We start from the raw sequence: 22,113 nt of genomic DNA, 5'->3' as shown, positions 1-22,113 counted from the left end.
CACCCTTCCCCTCCCCAAACTAACCAACCCGTAACTACTTCGTAATAAATATGTAACTCAAATCTCGTAAAAATGTCTCATTACTTCTTATGGAGCTTTCGAAAGCTATGCATAATCGATATACTAATCTCTCTATTCGCCAATGGATTGCCGTTGCGCTTGTTGGAGGATTTGTTCTTACCGCAACATTACCTACTTTTTCTCAAGATGCTGCGCCTACCGACGCAAATAAAACCGAACAAACTACTGCACCTGCAGAACAACCTGCACCGGCTCCTGCTGAAAAAAGTGGAACTTGGGGATTTGTAGACCTGTTCAATAAGGGTGGATGGACAATGTATCCATTGGCTCTTTCTTCTATCATTGCTCTTGCGATTATTTTCGAAAGGATCTACTTCCTTACTACTTCCAAACTTCTTCCTAAAGGTTTTAATATCGATTTAGGGGAGAAGGTTGATGAAAAAGGTTTCGATGGAGCAAAAGAATTCATCGATGCAAATCCTTCTTACAAAATTTCTGATATTTTGAAAAACGGTATCGATGTGTCTGCTGGTAACGCAGAAATTTTCGCAAAAGGTATCGAGAGAGAAGCTGCTGAAGTGATCGTTGTTCTTGAAAGAGGACTCGTGATCTTAGCTGCTGTTTCGACAATCGCTCCTTTGATCGGGTTCTTAGGGACTGTTTCCGGTATGATCAACGCATTCGATGCAATCGCAAATGCTGACCAAGTGAACGCGAAAGTGGTAGCGGGTGGTATTAAAGAAGCTCTTATCACAACTGCGGCCGGTTTGATCATCGCTATTCCTGCTATGACTTTCCACCAATACCTGACTTCCAGAATCGACGGATTCACTTCTGAAGTAGAAGAAGCTGCAAACAGAATTTACAAAGAATTCCTGAAACGTAACGCAAGAGCTTAAGTTTAGCTTTTCCATTAATTAGGAATTCGGAATATGATTCAGCTTAAGAAAAAAAGAGGTTTGGAAGAGATTTCAGCCTCTTCTATGTCAGATATCGCGTTTCTTCTCCTTGTATTCTTTATGGTGACCGCGGTGTTTTTTGTGAAGGAGGGTTTGAATATCCAACTTCCCCGCAAAAACTCCAACCCCACCCTAGTTTTAAGAGAGAATATTTACGAGATATTGGTGGCTGGCGAAACGATCAAGATGAGGAACAAAGTCCTCGGTACTCGGGATTATAAGGATCTAGCAGAATTCAGAAAAGATCTGAACGATATAGAAATCCCGAACCTCGATGAAAAAGTCGCTCTGATCAAAACGACCGGCGAAACAAAATACGGAAATATGTTAGATGCTCTTTCTGCAGTGCAGTTAAGAGGATTTAAACAAGTCTCTGTAAAAAGATTAAAATAAGATATGGCACTTAAAAAGAAAAAAGCTCCACCTTCTATTCCGGTCAGCTCTATGGCCGATATCGCCTTTCTTCTTTTGGTATTCTTTATGGTGACTTCGGTCCTTGATACGGATCCGGATCTTCCAATCGCTCTTCCGGATGTTCCAGGAGGAGAGCAGCTTAATAAAAAAATCGCAAATTTATATTTAAGCGCTGATAACGAGAAGTCCATTTACTTTAACCAAGTAAAGATGCCTTTAAACGAAGCGATCAATAATGTTCGTGCCAAACTTGCAACCACTCCTGATCTAAAAGTTCTTATCCATGCTGATAAGGAACTGAGTTATGCGGATCTGGATAATGTGTTCGAACTTTTGAAAGAAGCCGGAGCATTAAAAGTCTCTCTGGTTACTAAAACTACCCAAGGAGGAGGTTTGAAATGAACCAAGTAGTTTCCTCTCCTTCTTCTTCCAAAAAACGTTCTGGTCTTCGTAGGTTTGTTGATCGTTACAGAATGGAAACCTTCCTAGGTTCTTCCGCTATTCTTCAGATTGCGGCACTTCTTTTCTGGTACACTCCGCCGAATACTTACGATCATCTGGACAAGCTGATCGATGAAGTCGCTTTCGTAGAAAATCTTGTAATCCAGGATCCAAACGTGGGAGAAGCTCCTGACGATGGGGAATTCGAGGTTACTGATACTCTTAAGAAAAAAGAGGATTCCAGGATCGCAGGTGCTCAGGATGCAATCGTTTCCGGTGCCACTGCTCCAGTGGATCTTTCGCCAAACCTTCAACCTGAATATACCAAAGATGCTCAGTCTGCCGGTGTGGGCGGAACTCTTACCTTAGAAGTGATCATCGCCGATTCGGGAGAAGTTTTAAGAGTACGTAATATTGGTAAAACCTTAGGTTACGGATTAGAAGAATCTGCAATCCAAGCATTTTACAAAAAACGTTATTCTCCTTCTATGTTAGAAGGAAAAGCGATCACCGTAAAAGTTTACGTTCCAGTTCGTTTCTCTCTCTATTGATACAATCTTCTTCTTCCAAACGGAAGAAGAAGAGGTTCTAATTTCTAGCCTAACACCCGTTCATTAAGTATCTTTTATATATTATCCCAGAACGATCGTTCGAATTATAATTTTATGATTTGCTTTTTATTCCCCGCCGGAAGTAATTACGGCCCTTGGGAGACACAAAGCGATGGAATCGAACTCAAATCAAGCCAAACATGCATGGAGAATTCTGATCCTTCTATTCTTGGCAAACCTTCTAAATTTTTTTGATAGAACGATCCCTGCAATCATCATAGAACCCATTCGCCATGAATGGGATTTAAGTGATCTTCAATTAGGCATCGTAGGTTCCGCATTCACAGTCATCTATGCCATAGCCGGTCTACCATTAGGAAGACTTGCAGATTCTTGGAGTCGCAAAAAGATCATAGGCTGGGGACTCGCAATATGGAGTACATTCACCGCTTTGAATGGATACGCTTGGAATTATTTATCTTTTGTTTCAGTTCGAATGGGTGTTGGGATTGGAGAAGCAAGTTATGCACCTGCTGCAAACTCTCTTATAGGAGATCTCTTTCCTTCTCATAAAAGAGCAAGAGCAGTCGGGATTTTTATGTTAGGACTACCTTTAGGACTAGTCCTCGCATTCTTCACAGTGGGGGCGATGGTAAAAGCATTCGGAACTTGGAGAGCCCCATTCTTCATCGCAGCCTTGCCTGGGGTCCTTCTTTCTATATTTTTCTTTTTTATCCGAGAACCTGAAAGAGGAGCCGCGGAATCTATCCAAGTATCTAAGGTTCCGCCAACACAACCCATTAAAAAAGTATTAAGAATTCCTACTATGTGGTGGATCATTTTATCAGGCCTCACATTCAATTTTGCAGCATATGCAGTGAATAGTTTCCTAGTTTCTTTATTACAAAGATATTATCATTTCACTTTGGTAAAAGCAGCAATCACAACAGGATTTATAGTAGGGATCACAGGCCTAATTGGGCTCACAGTCGGAGGTTGGATCGCAGATAAGATCCACCAAAGATCGGAAAGAGGTCGCCTTCTTTTCGGCGCATTCAATTTGTTTGTGTCCGGAATTCTGATCCTTCTCGCATTATTACAGTCGGAGGAAATGGTTTTATTCTTCTCCCTATTACTTGGTTTCGGATGGTTACTTTCCTATAACTATTATACCTGCGTCTATCCTGCAATCCAAGACGTGATCGAACCTAGACTCAGAGCAACTGCGATGGCGATCTATTTTGCTGCCATGTATCTATTAGGTGGAGCAGCCGGTCCTGCAGTTGTAGGTTGGTTCTCAGATTATCTGACTCGATCAGCAATGCTCCGTTCAGGTACTTCTGAAATGACCGAACAATTTAAAGCAATTGGTCTTCATGATTCTCTTTATCTGATCCCAGTGACTGTGTTATTGACTTCCCTATTCGTATTCCTTGGTTCCAAAAGTTTTGCTAAGGATGCATCTGAAATGAAGAGAAGTTTAGAAGGAAAGACATGAATACCAATCATATGATTAGCATATTTAGTCTTATTTCTGTAACTTAAATGATACCAGTTTTGCATAAAACTTGGCCCCAGGAGGCTTGTAACTAAATCCTCGTCATACTGTAATCATTTTGTAACCAAAAAAGACCATTCTGTTACCTGAACGTAAAACAGAATTCGCGAGGGGAAAACCCGGGAAGCGAATCGAAAAGGTAACTCTGAATGAAGCAGAAATCTAAAAAGAGAAAGAACTTAGAAGGGATAGTATCTCAATTTCTTATTCTAGGACTCGTCATCTATTCCCAAGCGATTTTCTCCCAGGGAACTTCGCCGGGAGCAGAACTTGCGCAGGCTGGCGAGCCCGCTAAAGTGGAAAAACCTAAACCGGAAGAATTCACTATTTATGAAGATCAGGACGGGCAATTGTATACCAAGCCTGGCCCAGGTCGTTTTAAAAGTAAGATGGATAAAGCCATCAATAAGAACGATCCTAAGTTCAATCCTTATCCAAACCATTTCACTAGCAGACCTGACGAACCTCAAAAGGAAAGACTTACCATCACAGGTAGGATACAATTTAGAGGTATTTCCGCTCAGACCGGATCCAACTATAATAACGGAAATGAAGACTTCAATTCAGTAGATTGGAACTTCAGACGTCTTCGTTTGGGATTCCAATACCAAGGTAATTCTTGGTGGGGAATGGCACTGAACTTAAGGGGAGAGAACATGTTGAATGCTCCTTATATCACCCAAACCAAAAATACTACAGGAGAAGTAACTAATGTTTCCTTAAGAGAAAACAGAGGTTATATCCAAGAAGCGTTCCTTTATGTGAACATTCCGATCTTGGGAGCAAGATTGAGTTTTGGTCAATTGCCTACCCAATTCCACAGAGAATATCTAATGTCTTCCGCGAACTTTATCGCATTAGAACGTTCTTATATGACAAACGCGTATCCTCAGTTCGATATGGGTGTAAACCTAAGACTTTCTCCTTTGAAAGATTTTTTCGAAGGAAAATATGAAAAATATCTAACCGTAGATCTAATGGCCGGTAATGGACACGGTGGCGGCGGTGACTATGGAACAGGTAGACGCCAAGATCTTACCGTTGCTGGTAGACCGAACCAACCTATTTTGAATTCTCCCTTATACTTTGCGAGAGTTCAATGGAACGTGTTGGGTGGTATCGTAAAAGAGAACGGTAGTAATGTAGGCTGGCAAGAAGGGGAAGAGATCTTCCAAAAAGATCTGAAAATTTCCCTGGGTGCTGCAACCATGCAAACTAAGAACGTAAGTTTTAGTTCCGGTCCTGCATCCACTCTTGCTGTGGACGGCGCTATCCCAAGAGGAGCTCCGACTCAGTATCTTCTCACTACTCAAACCACTGCGGACAATAGTACTTACGATTGTACTGCTCCAAGCTACCAAACCAGCTATTGCCAAAAAAATCTGGACCTAAGAGGTTATACCTACGACGGAACCATGACTTGGAATGGTATTTATCTGAGCGGAGCTTATACTACCTATACGGGAGCGGCTTCCAATAATCTCTCCGGATGGCAGGCAACAGTCGGATATAATATCCAATTATTCGATAAATATTATATCATGCCTGTTTTCAGATACGATTTCCTAAAAGGAGATTTCAATCGTAACGGTAAGATAGAAGATAACGATCTGAAAAAATATTACTGGGTTGGTTTAAATCTTTTCGGAGACAAACACCTATTCAAGGCGCAATTGTTCTATCAAATTCCTGTTTTGAAATTGGGAATAGATCCTGTGACCAGAGAACCTGAGACGATTAATAACCAAACCATCTACTTCCAGCTTCAGGCAACTTTCTGGACCGGAATGGTTACACCGGACCAATTAAACACTAGGTTAGATTAAGAAGAGGAAAAAGTAAATATTATGAAATCTAAACTTAAATTCATACTTCCACTTTTGGGACTTTTAGCAATTTCCTGCTCTTCCGATACAAAGGATGATACGGCTCTATTACAAGCATTAGTAGGAAACCCTGATGATGGGAATAATTCCATCGTAGTGGTAGAGGTTGCAGGAAACTTCACGGACTATACCGGAGAATGTTACGATCACTTCACCCTTTTTGGAGCGTCCAATTCCACGATCTCTCCGACTAACTATTATCTTAATGTAATGTTTGGGCATTCTCTGGATACTCAACTTAGGAAATCAGCTCTTTCCAAGCAAACTTGTGGAGCGCTAGGGTTCTTGGGTTCAGGAATTCCTACAAATGCAAGTCCATTGAATTTTAGATATTATACCTGTGATCCGAACCTGGGACAAGCTGGGGGAGATTGTGGGAAAAAGATCAAATCTGCAGTTGGATTTCCATAACAACTAACAATCAAAAGCCCTTGTACTTCTTGCGGACAAGGGCCTTTTTCATAGAATGCGTTAAAATGCCATTTCTATGCAGCAAAACAGAGTGTATCAGGATTGTAATATTCGAGAAATCCATTCGTAACGGTTCTCATTTATGATTCAAAAATATTTCAGGAGAAATATCAAACAGATGAAAAAGATAGGTTTAAGACTTATTGTCTTATTAGCATTCGCTCTTTCTTCATTTTCCGTATCCGGGGAAGAGAAAAAGACAATCACCATTAAAGGATCCGATACGATGGTTATCCTGGTTCAAAAATGGACCGAAACCTTCCCGGACAAATCCGTTCAATTCCAAGTTACTGGAGGAGGATCCGGAACTGGAATCGCAGCTCTAATCAACGGAACTACGGATATTTGCTCAGCTTCTCGCCCTCTCAAACCTCAAGAAATCCAACAATTAAAGGAAAAATATAATTCCAACGGTGTGGAAATCAAGGTTGCAATCGACGGTATTTCTCTTTATGTAAACAAAAAGAATCCAGTCGCAAAACTTTCTCTGGAAGAAATCCGCAAAATTTTCACCGGAAAGATCACCAATTGGAAAGAAGTTGGCGGAGAAGATCATAAAATCGTATTGTATAGCCGCGAGAATAACTCCGGAACTTACGAGTATTTCAAAGAGCATGCTTTGGAAAAACAAGACTTTGATCCTTCTGCTCAACATATGGTAGGAACTGCAGCACTAGTAAACGCTATCTCCAAAGACAAATGGGGAATCGGTTACGGTGGAGCTGCTTACGCTTCCGGAGTTAAAGACCTTGCAGTATCTGCTGACGCAAACTCCAAAGCGGAACTCCCGACTGAAGCGAATATTTTAACCAATAAATATCCTATCTCCAGATATCTATATTTCTATCTGAGAGAAGCACCTAAAGACCAAACTAAAAAGTTTATCGATTGGGTGATTGGAAAAGACGGACAAAAAGTTGTGAAGGACGTAGGTTACTTCCCTCTTAAGAAAAAGTAATATTGTGTGACCGGCTCCCGGAAACGGGGGCCGTTCTTAAATCCAGAATTCGGAATATTCAATGAGCAAACTCGATCCTCTGCTGAGATATCTTTTACATCCGAGCAGAAGAAAAATAGACGTTTTCGCGGAAACCTTAATAAAAGGAACCGCTGCAACTTCCATCCTTATCATTCTTCTTATTTTTTTCTTCGTCTTTAGAGAAGCTTCTTCCTTATTCTTCTCCGATTCTCCGCAAGCCACTTCTACTATCCAAAGCTCTGGAGCTCCAACGGAATATAATCCTGACTCCAGCTCGGATGCTCCTGCGGAATACAATCCAGATGGAGATACTTTAGAATTAAATAAACCTCTAACCGTTGCCGCTCCGGAACCTGAAAAACTTTCTCTTTTTGAGAATCTTTTCAGCAAGGTTTGGCAGCCTGTTTCTTCCGTTCCTAAATTCGGTATTCTACCTTTGATAGTAGGAACTGCAAAAACGACGATCATAGCGATCCTACTCGGAGCACCTTTAGCCATTTTGGCCGCTTTGAATATTACGTTTTTTGTACCTACAAGAGTGCGGGAGATAGTAAAACCAGCTATCGAAATGCTTGCAAACTTCCCTTCCGTAGTAATCGGATTTTTCTGTTTGATGGATGTTGCTACCTTAGTAAAGGCAACCTTCGATATAGATTTCAGATTGAACGCTTTGACTGGAGGGATCGGTCTTGCAATCGCAGTCACTCCAATCATATTTACGGTAGCAGAAGATGCACTAAGCACTGTACCTCAATCTTATAGACAGGCATCCTTGGCATTAGGTGCTACCGAATGGCAAACTGCTTATAGAGTTATGCTTCCAGCCGCGCTACCTGGCGTTTTTGCCGCAGTCCTTTTAGGCGTGGGAAGAGCTTTTGGAGAGACTATGATCGCTCTAATGGCTACAGGTAATGCCCCTATGATGAGTTTCGGTATTTTTGATCCGAGTAGGACATTTGCCGCCACGATCGGTGCGGAAATGGGAGAAGTTATCTGGGGATCAGAACATTATAATATTCTGTTCTTCCTGGGAGTTCTCCTATTCTTATTCACTTTTTCCTTGAACGCAATCACTGAGCTGTATGTTAAAAAACGGCTTATGAAAAAGTTCCAAGGCTCCTAAACAAACAAGATTTGGTAAACCTCTTTGAAATGGAAAAAAGTCAGACTTAAAAGAAGAAGAGTCGTTAAAGATAAAATTTATTCCATATTAGCTCTCGGTGCTCCCATGCTTGCTACAGGACTTATTTTATCTGCAGTCCTTCTCATGCTGGGCAATATATTCTATAAGGGAATTTCTGGTGTTAACTGGGAGTTCCTGACGGAAGCACCAAGAAATAATAACTTAGAAGGCGGGATATTTCCCGCGATCTACGGGACTGTATATCTAGTTTTTATAATGATCTTATTCAGCATTCCAATTGGAACTGCCACTGGGATCTTTCTTTCCGAATATACTGCAAGAGACTCTAAGTTCGCTATGACTGTTAGATTTGCTATCAATACCCTGGCAGGAGTTCCTTCCATTGTATTCGGTCTATTCGGTGTAGGATTTTTCATCCAATTCCTTGGAAAAGGAATGGATTATGTTGCGAGTAACACCACACCAGTTTGGGGAAAACCTGCTCTGATCTGGGCAGCTGCAACCCTTGCAATCCTAACCCTGCCTGTAGTCATTATCTCTGTAGAAGAAACAATGAGAAGTATTCCGAGAGAAATGAGAGAATCAAGCCTTGCGTTAGGCGCAACCAAATGGCAAACCATCTGGAAATTGATCCTACCGAATTCTTTGACCGGAATTTTAACAGGAGCAATCCTTGCAATCGGAAGAGGAGCAGGAGAAGTCGCTCCGATCTTATTCGTGGGAGTTGTATATTCCCTACCGGAATTACCTTCTCACCTTTCAGATCAGTTCATGCAATTAGGTTATCATCTATTCGTATTGGCGACCCAATCGCCTGATGTAGACGCAGCAATGCCCAAACAATATGCAACCACAGTGGTATTATTAACTCTTACCTTCGGGATGAGTTTTTTCGCTACTTTCTTAAGATACAGAATCAGGAAATCCAGGGGTAAGGCCCATGTATAACGTTAATCGCAGATGAAAGATACAAAAGTAAAAATAAAATCCCGCCATTTCAATTTTTTCTACGGTGAAAACCAGGCACTACATGATATCTCTTTAGAAATTCATGCGAAGAAGGTTACAGCGTTCATTGGACCTTCTGGCTGCGGCAAATCCACTTTTTTAAGATCTATCAATCGTATGAATGATGTGATCGATAGTTCCAAAGTGAATGGCAAACTGGAAATAGACGGAATCAATATTTATGATCCTCTAATGAATGTCGTAGAACTCAGAAAAAGGGTCGGAATGGTTTTCCAAAAGTCCTTCCCTTTTCCTAAATCCATTTATGAGAATATCGCGTACGGCCTAAAACTGAACGGCGGAGTTTCCAAAGACCAAATGGATCATATTGTTGAAGAAAGTTTAAGGAAGTCCGCACTCTGGAAAGAAGTAAAAGACAGACTGAACGATAGCGCACTTGGACTTTCTGGTGGGCAACAACAAAGGTTATGTATCGCAAGAGCGATTGCAATGAACCCTGAAGTGATCCTAATGGATGAACCTTGTTCTGCATTGGATCCGATCTCCACTAAAAAGGTAGAAGAGTTCATCTCAGAATTTAAGGATTCTTATACGATCGTGATCGTGACACATAATATGCAACAAGCAGCTAGGGTAAGCGATTATACAGGATTTTTCTATATGGGTCGTTTGGTGGAATTCGATACTACCAAAAAAATGTTCCATGATCCTTCTAAAAAGGAAACGGAAGATTATATTTCCGGAAAATTCGGCTGATCATTTTAGCCTATTTTTCCTGCTCAAAACGCCTGCAAAATGCAGGCGTTTTTTATTCTACACTGTAACCTAACCCACTATTCTTCGAAGTTTCATCCAATGAGGCAGACGAAATCAGACTTAACCGATTCACTCGAGATCATTTTTTTGAGATTTGCGGATTTACTCCTTAGGATCTCAGAAAGAAATTATGCTCGTCCATTACATCTATTGTCAGGTGCAAGTATAGGCAAACAGGTCCGCCATTGTTTGGAATTTGCAGAAGCATTAATAAACGGATATGATACCGGACTTGTCTCTTATGACCAAAGAGTAAGAAATCCTCTTTATGAAAATTCCCCGAAAGCTGCTGCAGATCGCCTTCTTGAACTAATAAAGGAATACGATTTAAAGGATTGGGAAGGAGAAGTCCAAGTTTCTTACTTAGTCCATTCTTCTTCCGGGATAGAGAATATAGTAAATTCCTCATGGGAAAGAGAACTACTCTATGTACAAGAACATACGATTCATCATGAAGCAATTATAAGAGTCGCACTTGAACATGATCTCGGATTTGAAGATATTCCGGATAGTTTTGGGTTTGCAATTTCAACCCTACAATATAATTCAAATCAGCTTATTCTCTCCTGGGACCCAGTCATCTAATGTTAGAAACTCAGACAGAACAAGATCTTCTTAGGCAATCAGATCCTATGGAATTCTGGCCTACGTGGAAATTGTATCTTCCTCTGATCCCGTACATTGTATATGAATCGATTCGCTCTATTCGATCCGGCTCAATTACTTCCTTAGGATTTGGAACAATTGCAGCGGCTAATCCGGAGATCCATCTCGGAGGGCTTGTTGGGGAATCCAAATATCAAATCTTACGAAAACTGGATCCTCAGAATGTATTAAAATTCTTTTTAATTCCAAAAGGTTCCAAAGACACAAATTCTATTTTAGAAAAAATGAATTCATTTGGATTAGAATTTCCGATCATACTCAAACCTGACTCAGGGCAAAGAGGGCAAGGTGTCAGAAAAGTCCAAAATTTAGAACATTTGGAAGAATGTTTACTGGAATCAAACGTAGACCTTATTGTCCAAGAATATCACCCTGGCCCATTCGAAGTTGGGGTTTTCTATTATAGATATCCTAATGAATCCAAAGGCAGGATATTTTCTATCACCAGAAAAGTATTTCCTAAGATAGCCGGAAATGGAATATCAACTCTTTCCCAATTAGTAGAAAACCATCCCAGATTTAAAATACAGAAAGAAACATTTCAAAAAAGATTTTCCGAAACTTGGGATAAAATCCCAAAATTAGGAGAGATCATTTGCCTTTCAGAAGCAGGAAACCATTGCCAGGGGACTTTATTTTTGGATGGTTCCGAATGGATCACTCCAGAATTAGAAAGTAAGATCCATGAAATCTCTTCTTCCTTTAAAGGTTTCAATTTTGGCAGATATGATATTCGATTTAACTCTCTTAAAGATTTTTTAGAAGGAAAGGACCTGCATATCGTAGAATTGAACGGAGTTACTTCGGAATCCACGAACATATACGACCCCAGGTTTTCGCGGGGAGAAAGATATTCCATACTATTCTCCCAATGGAAGATCTTATTTCGAATTTCCAGACAATCCAATGTAAAAGGTGCCGGCCTAGTCTCTATCCTAAAGGCTTTGTATAATTTTTATTTCGGGGACAGGATCGTGTCCGATCTTTCCAGTTGAGGCTTGCAATTATTTCCGAAGTATGAAAGGTTTATCCCTGCTCTAAATATTTAAACTTCTCAAACCCCGGAGAGTTTTATGAAACAAAAGCTAATCCAGCTTATTTATTTGATCTTCGGAGATCCTAAAAAGAACTCCTTAGAGCATAGATTATTCAATGCTATTTCCTTAGTGAACGGAAGTTTGAATATCCTAGGCTCCATCTTCGAAGAAACAACGGAATATTCTCACCGGGTCATTTTTCTAAATCTGATCTCCGGCTCCATTCTACTTATCATGTATTATTTTTCCAGATTTAAGAATATTTATTATGTTCTATTCTGGCCTTTAAATCTGACCATACTCGTATATCTATCTTCTCTTTGGTTTCTACATGGAGGCTCTAATGGAGGGAACCATTATTATTTCATTCCCGCACTCGTAATAGCCACCATTTTATTAAAAAATCATAATATATTTTTCATCTATGCATTTTATGCTTTTGTCACCGGTTTCTTATATATATTCGAATATCTTTATCCGAATTTTATAGTCCCCCAAAAAGACAGAGATGCCGAATATATGGACCTGGGTGGAAACTATATTTTTGTCCAGATCCTAACAGGTATACTTATCTTCATACTCAGTAGAAACCTGAATATAGAGAGAAAAAAATCAGACAATCTACTTCGGAACATTCTGCCCGAATCGATCGCGGATGAGCTGAAAATGAACGATACCGTCCAACCGAAACGTTATGATAGTGTCACTGTATTATTTACTGATATGGCAGGGTTTACTAATATCGCAGAAAAAATGAGTCCTGAAGAATTAGTGAAGGAACTCCACTTCTTCTTTGCAGAATTTGATACGATCGCAAAAAAATACGGCTTAGAGAAGATCAAAACGATCGGAGACGCTTATATGGCTGTCGCAGGACTTCCTACACCGAATAATACTCACGCGAGAGATGCGGTTTTCTGTGGGTTGGAATTCCAACAATTCATGAAAAAACAAAAAATGGAAAGACAGAACCAAGGCCTACCTACCTGGGAACTACGTTTGGGTATTCATACCGGCAGCGTAGTGGCAGGAGTGATCGGAACCGAAAAATTCGCTTACGATATTTGGGGAGACACAGTCAACACTGCAAGTCGTATGGAGAGCTCCGGAGTTGCCGGAGAAGTGAACATCTCCTTAGATACATTCCATTTTGTGAGAGAAGATTTTATCTGCGAGTCCAGAGGATTGATAAAAGCTAAGAACAAGGGAGAGATCGAAATGTTTTTGGTGAAGGAAGCCAGAGAAGTATAATAGGTTCTTGACCTAAGGGTCCCAGGAAAGAATTTGAACCAGTCAGATTTTCTTTCCCATGAATTTTAATAGTTTTGGATTTTTCATATTTTTATTAATCACCTTTACTCTTTACTACCTTCCTTTCCTAAAAAGATTCCAACTTCTGACAGTAGTCGCCGCGAGTTTTTATTTTTACGCTTACACCGATCCTTGGTTGCTCATCTTACTTTTGTTCTCTATCTTTTGGAATGCGAGTATCGTATATCTGATCCAGACCCCGGATTTCAAATCTAAAAAAGCTGTCTTGGCGTTAGGTGTAGTCCTTAACCTAAGCGTATTATTCTTCTTTAAATATAGCGGGTTATTCGCAAAAACTTTCATAGGAAGTTCAGGGTCCTCGGATCTACATTGGATTTTTTTAATCCCTCTTCCGATCGGTATTTCTTTTTATACCTTTCATGGGATCAGCATGGTGGTGGACTTTTATAGAATTGGTCCCGACATATTCAAGGAGAAGGTTCCCTACCCTAAACTGATCCTACAATCCTCTCTCTATATCAATTTTTTCCCTCAGTTGGTAGCCGGGCCAATCGTTAAGGCAAAGGAATTTTTTCCTCAGATAAAAACGAAAAATTTCAAGGACATTCCTTGGATTGCAGCGGCGAAAATATTAATACTTGGATACTTTCTAAAAACTGTGATAGCAGATAACTTGAATGATCTTACGTTCGTTATCGATTTTCCTTATAACGCTCATCACTCTACACTTACGTTGATACTTTTGATCTTCGGTTATTCCGCTCAGATATTTGCGGACTTTGCCGGATATTCTTTGATCGCGATCGGAACTGCATTCTTATTCGGCTACAGGTTACCGACCAATTTCAATTTTCCTTATATATCCTCCAACTTTTCGGAGTTTTGGAGAAGATGGCATATTTCCCTTTCCACTTGGCTCAGGGATTATTTGTATATTCCTCTGGGTGGAAATAGAAAAGGGAATATCCGAACTTATATAAATCTATTTTTGGTCATGGCCTTAGGCGGGCTTTGGCATGGAGCGGAATGGAGGTATATGGTTTGGGGAATCGGACACGGGCTACTATTATTGATCGAAAGATTTTTAGATCAGAATATTCCATTTAAACTTCCTGAGAATCGTTTTTTCTCCTTCATAAAAGCAGGATTTGTATTCTTAAGTGTTTCTCTTTTGTGGCTATTATTCCGTTTGCCTGATTTCGAAACTGCAGTTAAATATTTAAAATTATTGGGAACAAATCTAAGCTTAGGAACGGATGGGGAACTTTGTACATTCTTAATATTCTTTTCGATCCCTGTATTCTTCTATCATTTTTACGGATGGTATAACGAAAAGTATCAGGAAGAAACAAGGGAGAATGTCTCGAATATAGGTTATGCATTTCTTCTATTCCTGATCGTTTTAAACAAGGGGCCTTCTGCCGCATTTATCTATTTTCAGTTTTAATTATGAAATTTTTTATCCGACTCATTATCTTTTTTCTCATCTTCTTAGGAATATACTCTAGTTTTGTATATTTTTTCTCCCCTCATAAAATACCGAAACAAAGTTGGTGGCAGCATAATAGAGTTCGAGTAGAGAGTTTTTTGACCGAAGGAAAAGATTCTAAATTCGTGATCGTTGGATCTTCCATGTCGGACAGAATGTTGCCTAAACCGAACTCAGGTTGGTTCAATCTTTCCTTAGTCGGAGAAGGTGCCCTAACAGGATTATCTATATTAAAGAATTCGGATACTTCTCCCAAATTCGTTCTGATAGAAGTTAATCAACTTTCCGTAAAGGAAAATGAAAAATTTTCCCGAGATAATACTGAGCCTTTTTTCGTTTTTACAAGAAGGAATTTCCCGGTTCTCAAATCCGAAAAACAACCCTTGAATTATGCAGTAGGATTTGTAATCCAATTTACGGATCTTTTTTTTGCGGTAGAAGCAAAACCTAATCCAAATGAAGAAAAAGAAGCTCTCGAAATTTCCAAACGATTAAAAGAAGAACATTTGCAGGAAGTGAAACGTTGGTATGGTGCTGCGGTAGAGCAGAAAAAGTTAAATGAGAGAATGACATATCTATCTTCCGTTCTGAAAGAATTGGAAGCCAAAGGAGTCCGACCAATATTTTTCGAAATGCCAATGCATCCTGAAATTTTGGTCTCAGCGAAAGAAACCAGGACAAGAGAAACTGTTCTAAAAAACTTCCCTCCTTCTCAATACCTTTGGTTTATTGATCATAAAGATATCTACGAAGACAGCGATGCACTTCACCTTGCCTATCCGGAAGCGGATCGATTCTTGTCTAAACTGAAAGAATACGCAGAGTCCTTGCAATAAAGGAGTTCCTACCACCTCCAAAGCCTGATTCTCCTTCTAATTTGAATGAACGAGGGCAATTGCAAATTCGAGTTATATTAAACATTTTATTCAATATAACAGATTTTTCTACTATCCAAGAAGACAGGATTTAAAAATCATTGGACTAGTCTAATTCCGACTATAGGTGAATCAATGAATCGAAAGTTATTTATCATATTACTTGGCCTTCTTCCTTTTTTTATAAATTGCGGAAAGAAAGAAGCCCCTAATCTTCCGGGCGATCGAAAAAATTTGAAGATCGGGATTTGCCCCGGGCCTTATGGGGATCTTTTGAAAAAAGGTGTTTTCCCAGATCTTGAGAAGAAGGGATACAAGATAGAGATCGTTCAGTTCAGCGATTATATACAACCGAATCTAGCGCTGGCTTCCGGGGATATAGATGCGAATTTGTTCCAACATCTTCCTTATCTAAAAAAATTCACTGCGGATAAAAATCTAAAGTTAAGCGCGATCATAAATATTCCAACTGCTCCTATGTCGGTGTTTGCGGGAAAAACCAAAATCCCTAAGGATATAAAAGAGAAGGCGTCGATCGCTCTTCCAAATGATCCGACCAATTTGCTAAGGGCATTAAAACTTTTTCAAGAATTAGGCTTTATTAAAGTAAATCCGGACGCACTTCCCACTAAGGCTTCTTTAAACGACATTACTGAAAATAAAAAACAAATCCAATTTTTACCTTTAGAAGCAGCTCAACTTCCTAGATCTTTAGAGAGCACAGATTTTTCTGCGATCAATGGAAATTTCGCACTTGCATCCGGTTTGGATCTGACAAAAGCAGTGATCTTAGAAAAGCTGGCAGAAGAACATAAAAATATAATAGTAGTTCGTGAAACAGAAAAAGACAGCATATTTGCTAAAGATATAGTCGAAGCTGTAAAATCTGAAAACTTCGAAACTATCGTAGACAAAGACTTTAAAGGATTCCAAAAGCCGGAATGGTTCGGGAAACGGAAGTAAAAGAAAACTCGGGAACTATATTAGAATTTCGGAACGTTTTTAAAACGTTTCCGAAATCTACGCATCCTTCTATTGAGGATATTTCCTTAAAGATAGATAAGGGAGAAATTTTCGGTATCATAGGAACTACCGGAGCCGGAAAAAGTACCTTACTTAGATTCGCAAATTTACTAGAAACACCTGACTCAGGACAAGTATTTTTCCAATCCTCAGATATCTCTCATTTAAAAGGAGAAGAGCTCAGAAATCACAGATCCAAGGTTGGAATGGTTTTCCAACAATCTCATCTGATCTTAAACAAGAAAGTTTTCGATAATATCGCACTCCCATTAAAAGCTGCCGGTTGGAAAAAAGAAAAGATCCGAGAGAGAGTGACTGAACTTCTTTCCTTAATAGGACTCGAAGATAAGATAGATTCTTATCCGAACCAACTCAGTGGAGGACAAAAACAAAGAGTAGGAATCGCAAGAGCGATCGCAAATCATCCGACCCTGCTCTTATGCGATGAACCAACTTCTGCCCTAGATCCGGAAACTACTCGTTCTATTTTAGGACTTTTAAGAGACATTCATAAAAAATTCTCTATAACAATACTTATCGTAACTCACGAAATGAACGTCGTAAGAGAGATCTGTAATTCCGTAGCCGTATTAGAAAAAGGTAAATTGATAGAAACAGGCTCCGTTTATTCCCTGTTCGCGGACCCTTCTCAAGAAATTACTAAAAAGCTTACGGGCCACGCATTCACAAATTCTATTCCGGAAGAGACCTTAGCTAGAACAGAAGGTAGAATACTGAGAGTTGTATTAAAAAACGAGATAGCTACGGAACCTGTACTTGGAAAAGTGATCCGTGCTACAAATCATGTCCCTAATATCATTCACAGTAAAATTGAATATATTTCAGGGAAACCAATCGGAGTTTTTTATCTGGAAACAGATCCTGCGGATAATAGTACAGACACAATCAGAGCTGCATTCGTAAGGTATGGAGCCACTGTGGAGGAGATTTACAAATGAATCTTTCCAAATGGATCGAATTATACCCGGAACTAGTAAATGCATTCGGGCAAACATTCTTAATGCTCGGGATTTCCCTATCTTCCGCCTTAGTATTTGGAATTCCTTTGGGATTTCTGATCTATCTCACTGATAAAAAACTATTTATTCCAAATAAATTTTTTCATGCAGTGCTCGGAGTATTGGCCAACTTGATCCGTTCTATTCCATTCGTGATCTTACTCGTAGCACTGATCCCTCTGACTCAGTCATTGGTAGGAACTACAATAGGCCCGCTTGCTGCCTCAGTTCCACTTTCCGTGGCAGCTATCCCATTTTTAGCCAGATTAGTCGAAACATCTCTAAGAGAAATTCCGGAAGGAGTTTTAGAAGCGGCAGTCTCCACTGGAGCAAAACTCTCATTGATCATTAAAGAAGTTCTAATACCGGAAGCGAAGCCAGGAATTTATTCAGCTATTACCGTTACGATCATCAGTTTATTAGGATATTCCGCAATGGCCGGGATTGTAGGCGGCGGAGGAATTGGGGATCTTGCGATCCGATTCGGTTATTACAGATACGAGGACGATATAATGTTTGCAACAGTTTTCGTTCTGATCACTTTAGTCCAAACATTTCAATGGATCGGAGATACAACCCGCAGAAGAAGTGACAAAAGGGTCTCTCATTAGTTCTTATAGAAAGTTGTATACGACCCCAAGGCAAAAAGAATCCGCAAGTTAACCTGCGGATCAAATGCTGTGGTGTTGCATATTCAAAAATTTTAATTATCAAACGCACCTAAAGAAATCCATTCGCTTCCCTCTTTTTTATATCTCAAAACTCCTTTTAAAGGAATGATCTGCCCACTTTTTGCGTCATACCAACGAACAGAAGACAGATTCGCAAGCAAAGAGAAATGTAATAACTTCTCTGTTCCGGGTTTATTTGTGGAATTTTGCATTACCCAACCAACATATTCCCTATGATATCTTCCTTCTTGTGCATGATGAACATAGTTACGAACATCTTCTTTCAGTTTTACGTTAGCGGAGAAGGGAACGTACAGTAAATCCTTACTTCCTGAAGAAAAAGATTCCTTAACGGAAATTGCTTTTTCAGCATGTATATCTTCTACGGTTCCAAATAAAGAGAGTCCGTTTTCCAGATCCGTTTTATACCTAGAATCGCTAATCTCAGATCGACAAGATAAAATCGCTAGAATCCCTATAAACAAACAAAATCGGATCATATTCATTTCTCCTAATGTTTTCCGGGAACCAGAACAGAGTTCCTTCTCTCATACATGATATAAGCTTCCAATGCAATCATCTTAGGATCATCATACGCCAAAGGTTTACCTTGAAGAGGGTTTTGGATACACCAGTTGATCATTTCCCTTAATGTGGAGACCTTCCCTATCTGTTTCTGAAATTTTGGATACGTTTCAGGATGTGTATTGGTGGCATTCGGATGACACATAGCACATTGTACAGTATTTCCTCCCAATTCAGGCCCATGGAAAAGTTTTTCTCCTCGAGCCACCGTTTCCATAAATGCTGCATTCCATTTATCTTCGTTGGACTTTTCCCAATCATCCCCAAAGACTAAAGACACAGTCCCGAAAATCAAAAAGAAAAAAGAAGTGTAGATCCCAAATAAAATTTTGGATTTAGATCTATTACTAAAAGTATGCCGACCGTCCATAAGTTTCTCCTAATAATGTGTTTGAGGTAGAATTCTAGATTCAGGCTTTTGATAAGCCGAATCTACCGGATGTCCTGCGGATTCATCGTATTTTACGATCCGATCCTTATTCTCCCAAAGTTTATAATGCATTTCTTCTCTTGCATTATCCATGTTTACGAATGCCCAACCGGTTCCATCTCTCTCATGGAACGGATCCTGACGGTTCATGAATACAGTCATCTTGGGAATGTAATGTGGTGACTGAGTGTAACTTTCCGGATAAGGCCAAGGCCAAGCCGTGGACATCAACGCATAGAAGCTTATATTCTTGATCTGGTTGTATAAGACTTGGTGCACATGTCCATGAAAGACTGTCACATTATCAAATCTACTTAGGACTGATTGGATCTTCTCTGCGTCGTCCGTCCAAAAATTCCAAGGTTTATAAATTTTATATAATGGAGAATGGGAAAGGACCACTAAAGGAGTCCCACTTTTAATATTCTCCAGATCCTTTTTCAACCAAGCGATCTGATCATCACCAACCATAAATGGAGATCCATTTGGATTATCCAAACGAGCCATCTCATTCATCCTTTCTTCAGGGGTTTTCCAACGTTTGATCCAAGTATCGTAAGTAAGAATACTATTCAGAACTACGAAATGGACTCCTTTATGATCGAAGGAATAATTAAGTTTGCTGATCTTATCCTGCCAATAATTTCCCATATCCAAGTAATAATCATGTTCTCCGATCACAAACTTGACCGGAACTTTAAGTTTGGATAAAAGCTCCATACCATGATCGAGCTCTTCTCTTTTTCCTAATTGAGCCAGATCTCCTCCGAATACGACAAAGTCAGGCCTCGGGAACATTAGATTCACCGTTTCGATCGCCTTATTCAAACCAGTATCAAAATTCCGAACGAAACTAGTTCCTTTAATATGTGTTAGGTGAGGATCCGATATAAATGCAAAGGTAAATTTTTCATGAGTGCCCTTCCCTCTTCCTCCACAGGCAATCTCCACCAAACTCATTGGAACAATACTCGCGGCGAGTAGACCTCCCGTTCTGCGCAAAAAATCCTTCCTGCTCAGTTTACCTTCTTCCATAACTCTCCTCCTCATCGGAATATTTCCAGTCCTCAATCATTTTGGCATGCTAGGCAAAACCGGACTTGTTAAGGATTTTAAAAAAGATACAAGGTCTGCTTTTTCTTGACCAGTCAGTCCCAAAGGACGGATTCCACTACTCAAGAAAGGATTTGTTTCTCCACCCTTATCATACAGATCAATAACCTGTTCGAGGCTTGTTAAACTTCCATCATGCATATAAGGAGAAGTTAATGCGATATTTCTGAGACCTGGGGTTTTAAATGCTCCCAAGTCTTCACTGATTCCTGTGACCGCAAATCTACCCAACTCGGAAGATTCAATATTAGTAAGTATTTCTTCGTCAGAAGTGGGACTGTTTTTGGATTCTGCTTTTTTCTGTAGTATCTCTTCTAATTTAGGTTGTATCCTTTTGAAGCCAACTCCCAGATTATGGAATTTATCATCGATAAAGATTGCGTATGTTTCTCCTATCGTATGGCAATCTTGGCATCTCGCCTTCCCCATATATAAATTTAAACCGCGGATCGCGGATTCAGATAATGCCTTTTCTTCTTTTCCGAATCTATAACGATCAAAAGGGGAATTTCCGGAGATGATCGTTCTTTCAAAAGATGCGATTGCCATGGCAACATGGTCTATCTTGATAGAATCTGATTCGATACCGAATACAGTTTTAAACTTTGAAGTATAGTCCGGATCTGATTTTACGATCTTTATAAGGTCATCATGACTAGAAAGACCATGCTCTACAGGATTTAAGAGAGGATCTTTGGACTGTCCTTCCAAATCGTTTCTTCTTCCATCCCAAAACTGCGTTTTATAATAGACTGCATTTAATACAGTAGGTGCGTTCCTGGTTCCGGTAAAATTTTTAATACCTTTAGAGACCTTCAGCTTATCTACAAATGCCTGTTCGGGCTTATGACATGTAGCACAAGATACAGTTCCATCAGAGCTAAATCGTTTATCAGAATACAATTTAGCACCTAACGACACTTTATCGTTCGATTGAGGGTTATTCTTAGGAACAGGTAAGTCCGGTAATCCCAAAATTCCGCTTGGAATATAGGTAAGTTCCGTCAGGTCATTGTCTTTCTTCTTTTGGGAATCACAACCTATACAATAAAAAACGAATATAAGAACTATATATCCTAAAAACCTGGAATCGATTCGTGAAAACGTAGTTACTTTCATTCGACATCGCCGACAAAATTTCCGCTTAGAATAATTCTAGAATTAAAATAGGTCAAGACCCGAAGGCGGAAAAAATGAAAATTATAGGAATTTTTTATCTACCAACTTGAGAGTAAGTTTCAAAATTCATAACTAAGTTAAAACATTCGTTTTATTTAAAGTAGTTATACCACAATAAAAACTATACATTCTTAAAGTATAATACGATTGAAAGGAGATATGTTAATTTCGTTTATCTTCTTCTTTTGAACTTTTTTACATTATTTTGCGCTCGGATGAAGTTCAGGAAAAATCGGAAGTTCGAATAAATCAGAAATAATTTATTTCAAATAAAAAATCAATACAGGCTCTTCAAGAATCGAAACAATATATACCAATCCCTCTCTTCTTAATGTAGGAATTCCTACTACTAAGTGTGAGAAAATTTCTCTCGCAAAAAAGAATAAAACATGCTAAGGAATCCGCTTGCGTACCACCGCACCGGCCCCCACCCAAAGAGGGCGGGGACAACTTTACACTAAGCCCTAATAGGAACTCCAACCGATTGTTTCTCATGTCTATCAATCCATCCCATACAAAATACTAACCTTCTCCCTAACTAATTA

The 22,113-nt window shown here is 39.5% G+C and carries 23 protein-coding genes; 19 read left to right on the top strand and 4 right to left on the bottom strand.

The genetic code is table 11. The features are described from left to right. Positions 1–107 precede the first annotated feature (107 nt). The 19 genes from CH377_RS18415 (at position 108) to CH377_RS18325 (ending at position 18,201) form a co-directional block, all read left to right on the top strand. Entirely contained in the window at positions 108–920 is an 813-nt protein-coding gene (locus tag CH377_RS18415) for a MotA/TolQ/ExbB proton channel family protein (RefSeq protein WP_100725202.1), read from the top strand. A gap of 33 nt (positions 921–953) precedes the next feature. Then, positions 954–1,373, top strand: a complete 420-nt coding sequence (locus tag CH377_RS18410; RefSeq protein WP_100725201.1) for an ExbD/TolR family protein — start codon at positions 954–956, stop codon at positions 1,371–1,373. A 3-nt stretch (positions 1,374–1,376) separates the two neighbouring features. Then, positions 1,377–1,796, top strand: a complete 420-nt coding sequence (locus tag CH377_RS18405) for an ExbD/TolR family protein (RefSeq protein WP_086446850.1) — start codon at positions 1,377–1,379, stop codon at positions 1,794–1,796. Continuing rightward, a complete protein-coding gene (locus tag CH377_RS18400) occupies positions 1,793–2,386 on the top strand; it encodes an energy transducer TonB (protein ID WP_100725200.1) in 594 nt (197 codons plus the stop codon). The genes CH377_RS18405 and CH377_RS18400 overlap by 4 nt, the downstream gene beginning before the upstream one ends. A 145-nt stretch (positions 2,387–2,531) precedes the next feature. Beyond that, on the top strand, positions 2,532–3,884 hold the full coding sequence (locus CH377_RS18395; protein ID WP_341476380.1) for a spinster family MFS transporter: 1,353 nt from the start codon (positions 2,532–2,534) through the stop codon (positions 3,882–3,884). A gap of 209 nt (positions 3,885–4,093) precedes the next feature. Further along, the gene (locus tag CH377_RS18390; RefSeq protein WP_100725198.1) at positions 4,094–5,770 is read left to right on the top strand and encodes a hypothetical protein; all 1,677 of its coding nucleotides are present in this window, start codon (positions 4,094–4,096) and stop codon (positions 5,768–5,770) included. Between the two features lie 21 nt (positions 5,771–5,791). Further along, positions 5,792–6,241: an LA_3150 family lipoprotein gene (locus CH377_RS18385; protein WP_100725197.1), complete on the top strand. Its 450-nt coding sequence runs from the start codon at positions 5,792–5,794 to the stop codon at positions 6,239–6,241. Positions 6,242–6,419: 178 nt separating this feature from the next. Further along, positions 6,420–7,259 (top strand): phosphate ABC transporter substrate-binding protein, encoded by an 840-nt coding sequence (locus CH377_RS18380; RefSeq protein ID WP_100725207.1) that lies wholly within the window; start codon positions 6,420–6,422, stop codon positions 7,257–7,259. Between the two features lie 61 nt (positions 7,260–7,320). Beyond that, on the top strand, positions 7,321–8,403 hold the full coding sequence (pstC, locus tag CH377_RS18375; RefSeq protein ID WP_100725196.1) for a phosphate ABC transporter permease subunit PstC: 1,083 nt from the start codon (positions 7,321–7,323) through the stop codon (positions 8,401–8,403). Positions 8,404–8,427: 24 nt separating this feature from the next. After that, complete coding sequence (pstA, locus tag CH377_RS18370; RefSeq protein WP_100725195.1) at positions 8,428–9,372, top strand: phosphate ABC transporter permease PstA; 945 nt, start codon at positions 8,428–8,430, stop codon at positions 9,370–9,372. 12 nt (positions 9,373–9,384) lie between these two features. After that, complete coding sequence (gene pstB / locus CH377_RS18365; RefSeq protein WP_100707948.1) at positions 9,385–10,149, top strand: phosphate ABC transporter ATP-binding protein PstB; 765 nt, start codon at positions 9,385–9,387, stop codon at positions 10,147–10,149. Between the two features lie 99 nt (positions 10,150–10,248). After that, a complete protein-coding gene (locus tag CH377_RS18360; protein WP_100725194.1) occupies positions 10,249–10,794 on the top strand; it encodes a hypothetical protein in 546 nt (181 codons plus the stop codon). Further along, positions 10,794–11,870, top strand: a complete 1,077-nt coding sequence (locus CH377_RS18355; protein ID WP_100725193.1) for an ATP-grasp domain-containing protein — start codon at positions 10,794–10,796, stop codon at positions 11,868–11,870. Before CH377_RS18360 ends, CH377_RS18355 begins: the two co-directional genes overlap by 1 nt. A gap of 78 nt (positions 11,871–11,948) precedes the next feature. Beyond that, entirely contained in the window at positions 11,949–13,163 is a 1,215-nt protein-coding gene (locus CH377_RS18350; protein ID WP_100725192.1) for an adenylate/guanylate cyclase domain-containing protein, read from the top strand. 58 nt (positions 13,164–13,221) lie between these two features. Beyond that, entirely contained in the window at positions 13,222–14,631 is a 1,410-nt protein-coding gene (locus tag CH377_RS18345) for an MBOAT family O-acyltransferase (protein WP_100725191.1), read from the top strand. A 2-nt stretch (positions 14,632–14,633) separates the two neighbouring features. Next, positions 14,634–15,509: a hypothetical protein gene (locus CH377_RS18340; protein WP_100725190.1), complete on the top strand. Its 876-nt coding sequence runs from the start codon at positions 14,634–14,636 to the stop codon at positions 15,507–15,509. A gap of 174 nt (positions 15,510–15,683) precedes the next feature. Beyond that, positions 15,684–16,511 (top strand): MetQ/NlpA family ABC transporter substrate-binding protein, encoded by an 828-nt coding sequence (locus CH377_RS18335; RefSeq protein ID WP_100725189.1) that lies wholly within the window; start codon positions 15,684–15,686, stop codon positions 16,509–16,511. Continuing rightward, positions 16,490–17,530, top strand: a complete 1,041-nt coding sequence (locus CH377_RS18330; protein ID WP_100725188.1) for a methionine ABC transporter ATP-binding protein — start codon at positions 16,490–16,492, stop codon at positions 17,528–17,530. Before CH377_RS18335 ends, CH377_RS18330 begins: the two co-directional genes overlap by 22 nt. Continuing rightward, on the top strand, positions 17,527–18,201 hold the full coding sequence (locus CH377_RS18325; RefSeq protein WP_100725187.1) for a methionine ABC transporter permease: 675 nt from the start codon (positions 17,527–17,529) through the stop codon (positions 18,199–18,201). Before CH377_RS18330 ends, CH377_RS18325 begins: the two co-directional genes overlap by 4 nt. A 92-nt stretch (positions 18,202–18,293) precedes the next feature. On the opposite strand, the gene CH377_RS18320 is transcribed toward CH377_RS18325, so the two are convergent. Genes CH377_RS18320 through CH377_RS18305 form a run of 4 tightly spaced genes read right to left on the bottom strand, consistent with a single transcriptional unit; the run spans position 18,294 to position 21,508 of the window. Next, complete coding sequence (locus tag CH377_RS18320) at positions 18,294–18,761, bottom strand: hypothetical protein (protein ID WP_125172185.1); 468 nt, start codon at positions 18,759–18,761, stop codon at positions 18,294–18,296. A gap of 11 nt (positions 18,762–18,772) precedes the next feature. Then, positions 18,773–19,216 (bottom strand): c-type cytochrome, encoded by a 444-nt coding sequence (locus CH377_RS18315; RefSeq protein WP_243402128.1) that lies wholly within the window; start codon positions 19,214–19,216, stop codon positions 18,773–18,775. Positions 19,217–19,225: 9 nt separating this feature from the next. After that, positions 19,226–20,311, bottom strand: a complete 1,086-nt coding sequence (locus tag CH377_RS18310; protein WP_207797674.1) for a metallophosphoesterase family protein — start codon at positions 20,309–20,311, stop codon at positions 19,226–19,228. A 36-nt stretch (positions 20,312–20,347) separates the two neighbouring features. Next, positions 20,348–21,508, bottom strand: a complete 1,161-nt coding sequence (locus CH377_RS18305) for a cytochrome-c peroxidase (protein ID WP_100725185.1) — start codon at positions 21,506–21,508, stop codon at positions 20,348–20,350. Positions 21,509–22,113: the final 605 nt, after the last annotated feature.

Source organism: Leptospira haakeii (genome assembly GCF_002812045.1).
In the GTDB taxonomy this organism is placed as follows: domain Bacteria; phylum Spirochaetota; class Leptospiria; order Leptospirales; family Leptospiraceae; genus Leptospira_B; species Leptospira_B haakeii.
Note: the sequence above shows the minus strand (reverse complement) of the source record. Positions and strands in the feature narration are given on the sequence as shown.

What these genes read in the sequence shown, in the direction of transcription:
- pstC (WP_100725196.1), top strand. Translation starts at nt 7,321, where the DNA reads ATGAGCAAACTCGATCCTCTGCTGAGATATCTTTTACATCCGAGCAGA.
- CH377_RS18400 (WP_100725200.1), top strand. Translation starts at nt 1,793, where the DNA reads ATGAACCAAGTAGTTTCCTCTCCTTCTTCTTCCAAAAAACGTTCTGGT.
- CH377_RS18385 (WP_100725197.1), top strand. Translation starts at nt 5,792, where the DNA reads ATGAAATCTAAACTTAAATTCATACTTCCACTTTTGGGACTTTTAGCA.
- CH377_RS18355 (WP_100725193.1), top strand. Translation starts at nt 10,794, where the DNA reads ATGTTAGAAACTCAGACAGAACAAGATCTTCTTAGGCAATCAGATCCT.
- CH377_RS18380 (WP_100725207.1), top strand. Translation starts at nt 6,420, where the DNA reads ATGAAAAAGATAGGTTTAAGACTTATTGTCTTATTAGCATTCGCTCTT.
- CH377_RS18390 (WP_100725198.1), top strand. Translation starts at nt 4,094, where the DNA reads ATGAAGCAGAAATCTAAAAAGAGAAAGAACTTAGAAGGGATAGTATCT.
- CH377_RS18335 (WP_100725189.1), top strand. Translation starts at nt 15,684, where the DNA reads ATGAATCGAAAGTTATTTATCATATTACTTGGCCTTCTTCCTTTTTTT.
- CH377_RS18315 (WP_243402128.1), bottom strand. Translation starts at nt 19,216, where the DNA reads ATGGACGGTCGGCATACTTTTAGTAATAGATCTAAATCCAAAATTTTA.
- CH377_RS18305 (WP_100725185.1), bottom strand. Translation starts at nt 21,508, where the DNA reads ATGAAAGTAACTACGTTTTCACGAATCGATTCCAGGTTTTTAGGATAT.
- CH377_RS18340 (WP_100725190.1), top strand. Translation starts at nt 14,634, where the DNA reads ATGAAATTTTTTATCCGACTCATTATCTTTTTTCTCATCTTCTTAGGA.
- CH377_RS18325 (WP_100725187.1), top strand. Translation starts at nt 17,527, where the DNA reads ATGAATCTTTCCAAATGGATCGAATTATACCCGGAACTAGTAAATGCA.
- CH377_RS18350 (WP_100725192.1), top strand. Translation starts at nt 11,949, where the DNA reads ATGAAACAAAAGCTAATCCAGCTTATTTATTTGATCTTCGGAGATCCT.
- pstB (WP_100707948.1), top strand. Translation starts at nt 9,385, where the DNA reads ATGAAAGATACAAAAGTAAAAATAAAATCCCGCCATTTCAATTTTTTC.
- CH377_RS18360 (WP_100725194.1), top strand. Translation starts at nt 10,249, where the DNA reads ATGAGGCAGACGAAATCAGACTTAACCGATTCACTCGAGATCATTTTT.
- CH377_RS18405 (WP_086446850.1), top strand. Translation starts at nt 1,377, where the DNA reads ATGGCACTTAAAAAGAAAAAAGCTCCACCTTCTATTCCGGTCAGCTCT.
- CH377_RS18330 (WP_100725188.1), top strand. Translation starts at nt 16,490, where the DNA reads ATGGTTCGGGAAACGGAAGTAAAAGAAAACTCGGGAACTATATTAGAA.
- CH377_RS18310 (WP_207797674.1), bottom strand. Translation starts at nt 20,311, where the DNA reads ATGGAAGAAGGTAAACTGAGCAGGAAGGATTTTTTGCGCAGAACGGGA.
- CH377_RS18320 (WP_125172185.1), bottom strand. Translation starts at nt 18,761, where the DNA reads ATGATCCGATTTTGTTTGTTTATAGGGATTCTAGCGATTTTATCTTGT.
- CH377_RS18410 (WP_100725201.1), top strand. Translation starts at nt 954, where the DNA reads ATGATTCAGCTTAAGAAAAAAAGAGGTTTGGAAGAGATTTCAGCCTCT.
- CH377_RS18415 (WP_100725202.1), top strand. Translation starts at nt 108, where the DNA reads ATGCATAATCGATATACTAATCTCTCTATTCGCCAATGGATTGCCGTT.
- CH377_RS18345 (WP_100725191.1), top strand. Translation starts at nt 13,222, where the DNA reads ATGAATTTTAATAGTTTTGGATTTTTCATATTTTTATTAATCACCTTT.